We start from the raw sequence: 12,322 nt of genomic DNA on the forward strand, positions 1-12,322 counted from the left end.
TTATTAAACAGGTAAAGTTTCCTGATATAGTTCGATTCACCTGTAATCTCGATGGGCAAGTCGGCAGCGTCATATATACGCGCTTCATACCTGAACAAACGTTGCTGCCGGAGTAAATCAGTGCCATTCAGGCCATTAAAATCAGGTTGCAGTGCAGCCATCTCATCGCCCTCATATACGCCAGCTGTGAACGTACTTGCCAAATAATTTGCATTTAGTAGCTTCTCATAGTCGGCTGTGGTGGTAGCAATCGCCTGACCTTTAGGTACAATTTCCAGGAAATCACGTTTACAGGATATTGGAACGATCAGCACCATCAGCACGAATGAACCTAAAATATATTTTCGAAAAATTTTCATATCTGATTCTATTTGATAATTAAAAACTAATGTGCGCGCCCAGACTGATTGTTCCCTGGGCGTCCCGTGTCATCCCTAAAAATTCCGGATCTATGCCGTTTTTATTGGCAGTCCATAACAATAAATTATTCACCTGGAACCGGAAGGAAACACCCTGTGCATGAATTGATTTTACCAACGTTGGTGGAAGGCTATAGGATAAGGTGATGTCGCGGAGTTTGATATATGCTCCATTTAAGGCATAGCGCTGAGATTGATTAAAGTAGCCGATATTGCGGGCACCTGCCAAATCGCCCGAAGGTACATATCTTGGGATATCGGTTCTTTTCTCATCACCCGGGACCTTCCAGCGGTTCAAAAAGTCCAATGGCAGCGTATTGGTACCGGGAATGGATTCATTGGTTGCGGGATTGCTGTTGTTGGTGATGATATAACCTCCGCTGTAAATTATGCTTGCACTCAGATTGAAGGATTTATACTGAAAATTATTCTGAAGCCCGCCTGACCAAACGGGTTGGGTAGTACCTGCGTAAAGAATATCTTCTGGTTTAGTTACGTTGATTTCGGAGGTTACTGTACCATCTGCAAGCCGGACCTGTGGATCACCGTTAGCATTTAAGCCTCCATAATTGTAAACGAAGAGTGTATATAGAGGATAACCTACCATCCTTTCCCGCAAAGTCAGTTCATCTCCTGTAACCGGCGGATTCTCACGCAGAAGCGTCAATTTGTTTTTATTGTAGCTAAAGGTCAGCCCTGTGCTCCAGCTAAAGTCACCAGTGCTGATGTTTATGGAATTCAATCCAATGTCAATCCCTTTGTTATCTAAATTACCGTAATTGCCAATGACATTGTCATAACCTGATAACGGCGAAGTGGCCAGTTGACCGATCAGGTCTTCCGTTTTCTTAATATATCCATCAATTGATCCGCTCAACCGGTTTTCAAATATGGAAAAGTCAACACCCGCATTGTAAACCTTTGTGCCTTCCCAGGTCAACCTGGTGTTACGGGGGGAATTTAATAAATAGCCTGCTCCCGTCACATAATTAGGGTCACTTTGAGCAGTCAGAATATCGTAAGATGCTGCGGCTCCTGCAAAAGGGGCATTACCGGTAATTCCATACGTCAGACGAACATCCAGTTGATTGAGCCAGCTCGCCGCTTCCATAAATCCTTCACTACCTAAAGCCCATTTACCGCCAATGCTGTAAACGGGTCTGTTCTGTGCAGATTTATCCCGCCCGAACAAATTACTCTCATCAATTCTCCAACTGGCGTTCAAAGTATATTTCCTGTCGAAAGTATAACCCAGGTTAGCAAAATAGGAAGTGGTTCTGGCAATGCGTCCTTCTGCCCCGCCAACATTGTTGGGTAATGTTGCCAACCCGCTGACCCCATTAATTCCTTTACCTAAACTCGCCAGATCTACTGGCCTTGAAGTTTGCAGCTGATCTTCCCAGCCATAATAAGTTGCTGTTGTAGTAACCGGCGTGCTGCTGGTGGCTTGTTGCCCAGCCATGAGGGTGAATTGATGCTGCTTCCAATCGCGGTTAAACACCAATTGGTTTCTTATTGTCCAGGCCCTGGTGGAGTTGGTTGTGGTCATCAAACTGCCGCCTATTTGTGGAAGGTTGTAAACGGGAGCGACTGTAGCGTCTTCGGCCTGTGTAAATTCCACAACCTGGGTTCTCATTTCATAATTGTCCTGCTGCCTTACTGTCCGTGTATTGGTGTTGCCCAGGTTATAACCATAAGTACCCTGGAAATCCAGTCCTTTCAAAATGTTCACGTTGATCCCTCCGACCAATCTGGCAAAAATCCCGTTGCTGCTACTGTAAGCCCTGTCCTGTTCAAGCATTGGATTATAGTCGAGGTTGATGCGGCTTAGTGACTGGTAGATGGCCCTGATGGAATCCGGAAGGGGAATATTTTTATAGTTGCCTAAATAATTAATGTTCAAAGGATTGCCATTTGCGTCCTTGAACATCTGATAAGGAACAATATTACGGTCGGGCTTATAGGTATTGCTATTTTTGGTCACCGTATTGGTCAGGTCTGCATTGATGAAAGCCGTTATCCTTTTATTGATGATCAGGTTGTTGTTGAGATTAATTTTGTACTGATTGTATTGTTCTCCCGGTGTATTGCTTTGCGTACCAATGTGATTTAATGAACCATAAAAGGTATGCGCCTTTCCACCTCCGGAAACAGATAATGTCTGGTTTATCGTACTTGCATTTCTAACAAAAAGATCTGCAATCTGACCGGTATTGGAGAGTTTGGCCAGGCTGTCCAGCTTGAAATCTGCCTGCTCCTGGGTAATCAGGTTTCGGGCGCGGTCATATTGTATCTGCAAATGAGGCAGGTTTCCAAAGGTACTGTTAACAGTTTCCCAGTCCGGGAAATATGGAAAAAATTGTGGAAACAGTTCCCTGGAGAGGGCGATAAACTGCTGCGAATTCATTCGCTTGACATAATCAAGGTCCGGCCGACCCTGAAATGCATAATATCCGTCGTAATTGAACCTCAGCCGATCGCCTGCTTTCCCTTTTTTTGTGGTAATTACGATGACGCCATTTGCGGCTTTTGCCCCCCAGATGGAGGCTGAAGTTGCATCCTTCAAGATGGTGATATCTTCAACATCCTGCGGGTTCACCTGTTCAATGTTGCCTTCAAATTCAATCCCATCGATGACAATTAAGGGTCTGGTAGTGGTCAGGGGGTTGTCGCCGGTTGGCAGAGAGCTCTGACCGCGTACAAGTAAACCGCCTGGGCCACGGGTAGTCAAACCCGGAACCAATCCTTCCAAACGCGTTAAAATATTTGGAGTACTGGTCCGGTTAAGCATCACCTTCAGATCTGGTTTCGCAAACGATCCTGCGGCGCGCTCCCGGGATATTTCCTGGTAGCCCGTATTGAATTTAACTTCTACTGTCTTAAGGTTGCTGGTTGAAGCAGTCATTTTAATTGTTCCCATATCGCGTGAAGCGGTACGCTGGACCGGCTGGTAGCCAACATAACCAATTAGCACAATGGCACTGTCTTCCACATTTTGCAAGAAAAATTCTCCATCTTTATTCGTGGTTGTCCGGATCTGGGAATCCTTGATAAACACAGAGGCTCCCGGTAAAGGTGTGCCTTGCTCATCAACCACTATTCCCTTTATATCTATCTTGATAAACAGGGAAGTGACCTTATCAATAATTGTAGGCATACTTTTCCGGATGGTCACAATTTTACCTTCAATGGTATAGCTGAGTGAAGATCCTGCCAAAACCTTTTTGAGGGCTTCGTTAATGTCAGCATTTTTCAAACTGATATCAACCAGCTTGTCTTTAGGAATTATTTTCCCGTCGTAAAAGAAATCATAGCCGCTTTGCATCCGGATTTCTTTTAACACCGACTCCAAAGAAGCGTTTTTGCGGTTAATGGTGATTTGCTGGCCGAATGAAGAAGCACTGACCTGCATAATAAATGCTGTTAGTATTACGGTAGTAAATCGCATTGTCCGCGTAATTTTAGACCCGAAAGGATTGCGAGCTCCCAGGTAGCTGTTAGAACTTTTGTACATTTGTTTAGTTTGGTTGATCACAGCATGCCTTGACTTTCCAGGGGCCAGGCTGCTATAGTTTACATTTTTAGTTGATTCCAGGCTATACCAGTCCCAACGTAGTTGGAACTGGTTCTTTTTCAGGGTTTATGATAAATTTCCCTGCATGTATGGTTGGTTTATGTTTATAGTCAGGCTTAGGCGTTCGCTATATTATATCTTAAATAATTCGGCGAGTTTGGCTTCCAGTGCCTTACCATGCAAGTCCATGGCAATAATATTTCCCTTCTGATCAATCAATAGGTTTCTCGGGATCGCAATAATGTTATATTTTTTACTGATCGGCGATTCAAAGCCCTTCAGATCACTCAAATTCGTCCAGGTGTAGCCATCAGCCTGCGTTGCCTTCTTCCAGGCGTTGACGTCATTATCCAGTGATATCGCAATTACATTAAAACCTTTAGATCTGTAGTTGTTGTATATCGTGATCAGTTCCCGGCCTTGCGCCCTGCATGGAGCACACCAGCTTGCCCAAAAGTCAATAAACGTATACTTACTTTTTGAAGTAATATTTTTAGAAGCTACCATTTTTCCATCCATGTCAGCCATCTTGAAATCCTCATATTCAAAAGCCCCGGTCTTTTTAGATGACCCAGCCTCTTCTTTTTTAGCTATTATAGCTGCTTTGCCCTGATCATCCAATTCCAGTGTAAAGTGCTTTTTTGATGGCGGAAGACACATCTGATTGGTACAGGCCATATATTTAATGGTAAAGGTTAAAGTAGTCTTCCTTTCAGACTTTAGTTTGAGTGTCTGTGTAAAGGTTACCCCTTTTTCGTAATAGGTCAGGCTCTCCATACCTTTCTGCTCATCTCCTTTCTCTTCCATCTCTCCAACAAATTCTACATGGTCATCCTCATCAAACAAAAATTCTGTAGGCATTCCCATACCACCTGCTGAACCTTGTGGATAAATGTGATAGGGTTCCTGGACAGTAGCGTGCAATTTGATCTGATAAGTTAAGGGTCCAATCTTTGTACTACTGAATTTCCAGGAAACCGGATGACTTTCCTGACCAAAGGTTGAAATGGCCACCAGAAAGATGATTATAAAGAAAAGAAGTCGTTTCATATTACTCTGATTAATTATTGCATTACATAAATTTTCCGGCCTTCAACCCTGAACTTAACTAATCCTGACGCTTCGATGGATTTCAGCACGGCTGACAGCGGCTGTTGTCTGGATATCCAGCCACCAGACTCCAGGTTGTCTGGAACACCCTGATCATAGACGACTTCCATATCGTACCATCTGGCAATCTTTCTCATGGCTGTTTTAAACTCAACGTGATTCAGCGCGAAGTCTCCGTTTTTCCAGTCAACAACATTGTCAACATCAACTTTCTGCACGGACAGCCGTCCTGCGCTTAATTGTGCCTGCTCTCCGGGATGGATCCTTTTACTCTGCCCGCCTGTATTGACGCTGACAGCCCCATTAAATAATGTCGTGGCTACCACAGGCTCATCTGCATACGCATTGACATTGAACTGGGTGCCGAGCACTTCAATCTGCTGACCTTTGCACCGAACAATGAACGGGTGCGCCTGATCCTTAGCGATGCTGAAATAGGCTTCTCCTTCAAGTTGAACGGAGCGCTTCCCATCACTTAGCAGGTCTGGCGTGTAGCTAAGGCTGGAAGCAGCATTCAGCCAAACATCGGATCCATCTGGCAGGCGGATCTGGTAAGTTTCGCCGTTGGCGGTAGATAGTTTATTGATTCCCCCGTGCCTGGAATTTCCTTTGATCTCATATATCAGCTGCCCTGTGGGCGACTTACTGATCACAACGCCAGCCTCCGCCGCCAGTTCGCCACTGGCCGCATCAGAAAGCCTGATGGCCCTGCCATTAGAAAGGGTAAGCGTGGCGCTGTTGATGCCGGGTGCACCATGTGCCTGATTTCCCGGCTCCATAGCAGCTTTAAATTTATGGGGAGTAAAGAACAGCGAAATGCCAAGTGCGATGATACCGACGGCGGCGGCGGCAATGGCAATGCGCGGAAAGAGCCTTACCTTCCGTGCCCTGGGCAGCGGCTGACTGATAATCCTGCCGAATATTTGATCCGCCTTATGTTCCGGCAAAAAAATCATCGTGTCCTCCGTTAATTCATTCCAATGTCTTTCCATTCGCTCGTCCAGCATATCTTCTCTACCGGTATCGAGTATGAGCAGCCGAAATTCTTCCAGCTCCTGTGGAGACATGTTTTTTTCCAGATATCGCTTATACAGTGCGTCAATGTTATTGGTATCCATATGATAGAAGAACCGTCTGGCGGCTTATTTCATATATAGACACCTGCGCACCTAAGTTCGAGGTACAGGGTTCGAAGATTTTTTTTAAAAAATATTTATGGCCAGTTTAAAAAGCCGCCTTTGCTTAGATAAAAGCTCGTCAGAGAAGGAATTAACGCGGAAAATAATCAGATCAGCTTTAATATAATCAAAATTGCCGCTATATCGGTATTAGCTTTGACGAAAGTGCGCACGAATTTCAGCGCGCGTTTAACATGGGTTTGTACGGTCAAAGGGGCAATGTTCAGTTGTTGAGCGGCCTCCTCATATTTTAGTCCTCGCAGCTGACATAATATATAGGCCTCCTTCTGTTGCCTGGGTAAGGATTCAACGGCACGGTTGAGTATTTCGCGCACATCCCGAATAAGAATTTCATCTTCCATCTCAGTATTTTCCTCCTTCCATTCCTTGCCAAGGGCTTTTTCTATTCTCCCTTCGAGCACGAGCCTGCGCAGCACGTTTAAAGACCGGTGTTTCGTTGTTGTCCGCAGATAGGATTCCAGGTTACCTATTTCAAGGATACGGTCGCCCATGAGCCAGAGCTTCAAAAAAACATCCTGCACCATTTCTTCCGCTTCTCTCTCCGAATGCAGCAACTGTAAAGCGTAGGTGTATACCTTCTTGCCGTAAGTATCATAGATCATACGGAAAGCCTTTTGATCTCGCTGAGCAATATCAGCTAAAAGCCTTCCATTGTCTTTAGGGGAAACACCCATTGCCATCGATTTTGCTAATAAAAACCCTGATTGATCAGCAATGATAATTATAATTCCGGAGTAATACAATAATCCGCAATTATGCACTCTTCCGTCCGCAGTAAGTGGTTAGCCTGCGAACAATCGGATCTATATAGGCACCAGGGGAGCTTTCTTCCAACGTATTTAACATATGTTTCCGGCGCTGAAGGGTGTTGGAATAATTAGTTACAGAAAATCAAATTTAAAGAATATCCAATCCGCCAATGGGATAAGAAGCAGTTTTTTTAGCAGCTGTATGCATCAGAAAAAAAAACTTTTGTGCGTTGGGTAAAAATCCGGGGCGACCGTATCCTTAATGCAGGGGAATTGGGCGTATTCAGGTGAAAAATAATATTGATAAATTTAAACGTGCACTTTGCACCGTTCACCGCAGTAGCTATTTTATCTTCAATTATCACAGATCTTAACCTATGAGCTATTTTATGAAAAGATCACATTGTGCCGAGCCTTACAAAATAAAATGGCAGCGCTTCTATGGAAACCCTCCCGCGAAGAGCACATAAAACTAATTGAAGACGCAGGATTTAACACTTTCCAGTTAAAATTTCTGCGCCGTTGGGCTTTTATACCAATCTTTTAGCCACAATAAAGGCATTACCTCATGGAAGACGGTACGTGGAACTCCAAAGCGGCCTGTAAACACACATGTCGCTATTTTAAACCTGTATCTTTATCGTTGAAAATTTCCCTGCACAGGGCCATATACCGGGGAATAAAACGGAGAATAGCCATTATAACCGCCCCTGCTTACGCCGATGCTGCCGGAAATAGAGAAGGTTCTGTCGTTGCTGATATACATTACGCCTACTTTTGCATCTGAATAGGCGGCAAAGTTGTTAGTCTGCATGAAGCTATTGCCCTTGCTGACCGGGGATGGATAAGGCATACCGTTATAACGAAAAACATATGGCGTTACTGATACCCCACCGAAAGCATAAAAATTATTGGTCAGCTGGCGGTTCACCTGCAATCCCAACGGTACGGACAGGAAGGAGCTACTGCCTCCTTTAAATGCTATAAAGCCTGTGGAAATACCCGCATCTTTTGTAACAAACCATTTTTTATGGATATAGTTAGTATCGTTTATCTGCAGAGGGGGCCTGTAGGTAGATCTGCCGCCATTCAGAGCTCTGAAGGACGAATCTACCTGGGCATTTACAGTCATACCCCACATAAAAACAGCCAAAAGAAGGATTGTGCGTAACATACTGGTAAAGATAAGCATCCTTTTTTATTAAAAAATGCTAACATAATCACAATTTTGAATAGCGGATATGCGCTGAAGCTGGCTAAAATTTTACATCCTCCGGGTTTACTATAGATAAAACCAGGATTATCTCAGCTTTTTATACCACATAACTCCCAGCAGAGAAATCAGCGTAAGCAATGTAAGCGGCAGCAAATATCCCTTAAGAATGGTACTATAGGAAGTCAGTTTTATAATATATCCTGGAATATCATTTTTAGACTGTAGCATGTTAATGATCCCAATATTCTCTGCAAGATCAGACAAGCCAGCTAAAACCGGGAAAAATAAACTATAATATAATAGTCCGTCCCACAGGCCATTTCGAACAAGCAGCTTTGCAATTGACATCGTAAAGGTAATGACATATAAAAAAATAAACGGGATATCAGCATACAGTTCAAGCGATAAATAAGCTCCCCTTCCACCGCTTTGCAACTTATCAAACAACTGATGTACATATGTGGCGTCATAACCTTTAAACATTACGTCCAGCAATTGCATCTCACCAATTAGCAACTGCAGTCGTGGAATAAGAATAAAAGTGATGAGTATAAAAAAAAAGATCACTGGTATAACATATATCCAAACACTGATCTTCAAAGAAATATTCCTGAGTTTTTGTTTCATTTTGTTTTATATAATTATTTCGACAATTTTTTTTACTATTGATCCACAAATTATGATCGCTTTCTCCAACTATGTAATCTCATATCTTCGCAAAGGTATCCAGTGTGCGGACAAGGATAAATAGTAAAAAATGACCATTTTTTTATGACGCTAAATAATCTATCTGTTAACGAAATACTAAACCAGGCGTTTACCAGCGAGCTTGATCCAAAAATGTCACTCGAAAAATACAGGCACGTTGCCTTCATTTTCTCTGTTTTGCAAAACTCAACTGCCATTCTTACAGATTTAAAAGCAAGAAAAAATTATATCTATCATGGCGCACTATCGGCGCATCTTGGTATCGGAGAAAAAATGACCTGTGAAATGCCGGATTCAATCTGGGAAGAAAGCATTTTAAAATGTATTCATCCAGACGATCTCATATCCAAACAAACAATGGAGCTGCAGTTATTTCATTACATTAAAAACAAAGCTCCGGAAGAACGCCTAAACTATTATCTCGTAATGAGAGTTAGAGCGAAGGCAAAAGATCAATCATACTTCCCATTGGAATTAAAGGTGTTTTACGCATCATCCGCAGACAGTATTCAACTTGTTTTATACATATACAGCTTTACTTCTCCCAACAGCACAGATCAAAATGCCCCTGGTACTATCATTAATTCGGGAAATGGTGAAGTATTGTTGAACACCGGCTTTCAGCTTAAAAAGCTTTTATCCAAACGGGAAATTGAGATCCTCAGGGAAATTGCCAAAGGCAGTGCCAGTAAAGAAATATCAGATAAACTATACATAAGTAAGAATACTGTTGACCGTCACAGACAAAATATAATAGAAAAATTAGGAGTCAGAAACTCTACCGAAGCTTGTCATGCAGCCACTTTAATGGGGATTATTTAACGGCGGTTACGCGATTTTTTATAACTTTAAGATGCCAATGAGACTATTTACCAATGATGAAAAAGCAAGTTGCTGATACAGTACCTTAACAAGCCCCTAATATCAAACACATGAAAACAATCCTGCTAATGATCATTTCCTTCCTGGCAACAGAAGCTTTTGGACAGACGCCTGAAGCCCCGGGACTTGATAACAATGCAATGCTCAACAAACAGGAATCTGTTTATCTAAACGATCTTTTAAAAGAGCAACGCAAAACTTTTGATTTCACCGATAAGAAAATTGCCTTTGTAACGGGAAATACCGGGAACAAGCTGCTTACAAAAAGCGATTTTTTTAACACTTATGTGAAACCTTATACAGACAAAGGCTCCCGGCCCCAGGTTTCCTTTATTCATCTTACAAAAGAAGATAAAGAAAAAACAAACGGCTATGATGCACTGGTATTGGTATGGGTTAAATTATTTACCAATAAACAAAAAAGAAATATCATAGCACAATTGGAAGCCGGGAAAAAATAACCTGTTGCCTAAGAACAAGACTATATATAAAGCAGCCTTTTCATTTTTAGTCAATCCCGTATTCCCCCTCCCAAATTTGATATTTCCTCCCAAATCCCTATCTTGCTCCCATTCAACCAAGCCAGATCAGAGTGCCGGGGACCTTCTCATATGACGATATACAATTTATAATTAATATTTCAGAGGGAGATGAAGAAGCCTTCTCCCGCTTCTTTTATCATTATGGGGCTATCATCCATCCTGTTATTTTCAAGATTGTAAAAGACGAAGCCGCTGCGGAAGACGTTGTGGCGGAAGTATTCCTGAAACTGTGGCTCAACCGGAAATCACTCCCGGCCGTGGCGAATCTCCCGGGCTACATCTACCGCACCGCCACCAATTTCGCCATCAATCACCTGAAGCACAACAAAACCGACGTACAGGCATTGCGGGACGCTTACTTCGACCTACCCGGCAACGAGGCTACCCCGGAAGAACAATTCACTGTTCAGGAGTTAAAAAAATCAATACACAAAGCAGTGAACGCCCTGCCGGAACAACGCCGGCGGATATATGAACTGAGCAGGGAAAATGGCCTCTCCAGGCAGGAGATCGCCGCCGAGCTCCGGATATCGGAGAATACCGTCAAAAACCAGCTGCGTATCGCATTGCGGCATATCCAGGAGTTTATACTAAAAGACCGCGGCATCCTGGTAGCCGGGATCTTTTTAGTGAAGATCGCTGCAGACTGACCATTCCCTCAAAACAAATCACATCCGGTTTCGTATCCCGGAAAAAAATATTTCCCTCAAGGAGTACCAACATCCATTTTTGATGTCTTAATACCAGAAACGCGTAAAACTTGACACAGGAAGAGCATATCAAACAGTTACTGGACCGTTATATCAACGATCTCTCCACTGCTGAGGAAAAGCAGGAGCTGATGGACGCCATCGATTCCCGGCCCCATGTGGATTGGTATGCCATGCTTGCTTCTTCCTTTTCGGAGCAGGGAGCGGATAAAAATTTTACGCCTGAAAGATGGCAGCCCGTGCTGGATAGTATTCTCGGATACCGGCAGGAAGAAGCACAAAAGAAACCCGCCATTATTCGTTACATCAAAAGCTGGTGGGCCGTTGCAGCCATGCTGATGATCCTGCTCGGAGCAGGCCTGTGGCTCTTCAGGGGAAAAAATACCATAAAGCCTGATCCCATGAAGGCGCTGGCGGATATTTCCCCCGGAAGCAACCGCGCCGTACTTACACTGCAAAACGGGCAACATATCCCGCTGGACAGCATGCATGGTAATATTGTTTTACAGGGCAACCTGCATGTAAAGAACGACAGCGGCGCGCTTAACTACAGTGGCCAGGCCACAGCGGCCGCCTATCACACGCTTTCCGTACCACGCAGCGGCCAATACCGGCTGCAGTTAGCAGATGGCACCAGGGTTTGGCTGAATGCAGCGTCATCTATTATTTTCCCTACCTCTTTCCAGGGAGATAAACGTACTGTGAGCATTACAGGAGAAGCATATTTCGAAGTCGCAAAAAATCCGTCTAAACCATTTATCGTACAGGTCGGCCAGATGGATATAACGGTGTTGGGCACCCATTTCAACATCAACGCCTACAGCGATGAACCGGATACCAGGACCACACTGCTGGAGGGCGCGGTGAGGGTAACAGCGGGCAACCACATGACAGTGCTCTCTCCCGGCCAGCAGGTGCGTCTTGATAAAAACAACGCCCTCACCGTTGCAAACGATGTAGATGTGGAAGATGTGATCGCATGGAAAAACGGCTATACCGTTTTCGAAAATGCCGACATAGAAACTATCATGCGGCAGGTGTCCCGTTGGTATAATGTGGAAGTTGTTTTTGAGGGCAACATGCCCAAAAGACATTTCGCCGGAACCATTTCCCGGAAATCCAGCCTGCCGGACCTTTTGAAGATACTTGAATTCGAGAATGTAAACTTTAGCATAGAGGGGAAAAAAATTATCGTAAAACCGTAGACAAAACC

The 12,322-nt window shown here is 43.8% G+C and carries 11 protein-coding genes; 4 read left to right on the top strand and 7 right to left on the bottom strand.

Going from position 1 to position 12,322, the window contains the following annotated elements; all coding sequences use genetic code 11:
* The 7 genes from VIM72_RS03245 to VIM72_RS03275 all read right to left on the bottom strand — a co-directional run.
* Nucleotides 1–359 (bottom strand): hypothetical protein (locus VIM72_RS03245; protein WP_332001434.1); only part of this gene is annotated, 359 nt, incomplete at its 3' end.
* A gap of 19 nt (nt 360–378) precedes the next feature.
* Nucleotides 379–3,954, bottom strand: coding sequence for a SusC/RagA family TonB-linked outer membrane protein (locus tag VIM72_RS03250; RefSeq protein WP_332001435.1), 3,576 nt, complete (start codon nt 3,952–3,954; stop codon nt 379–381).
* A 171-nt stretch (nt 3,955–4,125) separates the two neighbouring features.
* Complete coding sequence (locus tag VIM72_RS03255) at nt 4,126–5,043, bottom strand: TlpA disulfide reductase family protein (protein ID WP_332001436.1); 918 nt, start codon at nt 5,041–5,043, stop codon at nt 4,126–4,128.
* Between the two features lie 14 nt (nt 5,044–5,057).
* Entirely contained in the window at nt 5,058–6,221 is a 1,164-nt protein-coding gene (locus tag VIM72_RS03260) for a FecR family protein (RefSeq protein WP_332001437.1), read from the bottom strand.
* 167 nt (nt 6,222–6,388) lie between these two features.
* Entirely contained in the window at nt 6,389–6,976 is a 588-nt protein-coding gene (locus VIM72_RS03265; protein WP_332001438.1) for an RNA polymerase sigma-70 factor, read from the bottom strand.
* A gap of 712 nt (nt 6,977–7,688) precedes the next feature.
* The gene (locus VIM72_RS03270; protein ID WP_332001439.1) at nt 7,689–8,225 is read right to left on the bottom strand and encodes a hypothetical protein; all 537 of its coding nucleotides are present in this window, start codon (nt 8,223–8,225) and stop codon (nt 7,689–7,691) included.
* 126 nt (nt 8,226–8,351) lie between these two features.
* Nucleotides 8,352–8,894 carry a hypothetical protein gene (locus VIM72_RS03275; protein ID WP_332001440.1) on the bottom strand — a complete coding sequence of 181 codons (543 nt, stop codon included), beginning with the start codon at nt 8,892–8,894 and terminating at the stop codon, nt 8,352–8,354.
* Between the two features lie 144 nt (nt 8,895–9,038).
* Between VIM72_RS03275 and VIM72_RS03280 the strand changes: the two genes are divergently transcribed.
* From VIM72_RS03280 to VIM72_RS03295, 4 genes are all read left to right on the top strand, one after another.
* Nucleotides 9,039–9,797: a response regulator transcription factor gene (locus VIM72_RS03280; RefSeq protein WP_332001441.1), complete on the top strand. Its 759-nt coding sequence runs from the start codon at nt 9,039–9,041 to the stop codon at nt 9,795–9,797.
* A 110-nt stretch (nt 9,798–9,907) separates the two neighbouring features.
* The gene (locus VIM72_RS03285; protein WP_332001442.1) at nt 9,908–10,318 is read left to right on the top strand and encodes a hypothetical protein; all 411 of its coding nucleotides are present in this window, start codon (nt 9,908–9,910) and stop codon (nt 10,316–10,318) included.
* 131 nt (nt 10,319–10,449) lie between these two features.
* Nucleotides 10,450–11,049 carry an RNA polymerase sigma-70 factor gene (locus VIM72_RS03290; RefSeq protein WP_332001443.1) on the top strand — a complete coding sequence of 200 codons (600 nt, stop codon included), beginning with the start codon at nt 10,450–10,452 and terminating at the stop codon, nt 11,047–11,049.
* A 110-nt stretch (nt 11,050–11,159) separates the two neighbouring features.
* Nucleotides 11,160–12,314 (top strand): FecR family protein, encoded by a 1,155-nt coding sequence (locus VIM72_RS03295; protein ID WP_332001444.1) that lies wholly within the window; start codon nt 11,160–11,162, stop codon nt 12,312–12,314.
* Nucleotides 12,315–12,322 lie beyond the last annotated feature (8 nt).

This window comes from Chitinophaga sp. (assembly GCF_036569185.1).
Taxonomy (GTDB): Bacteria; Bacteroidota; Bacteroidia; order Chitinophagales; family Chitinophagaceae; genus Chitinophaga.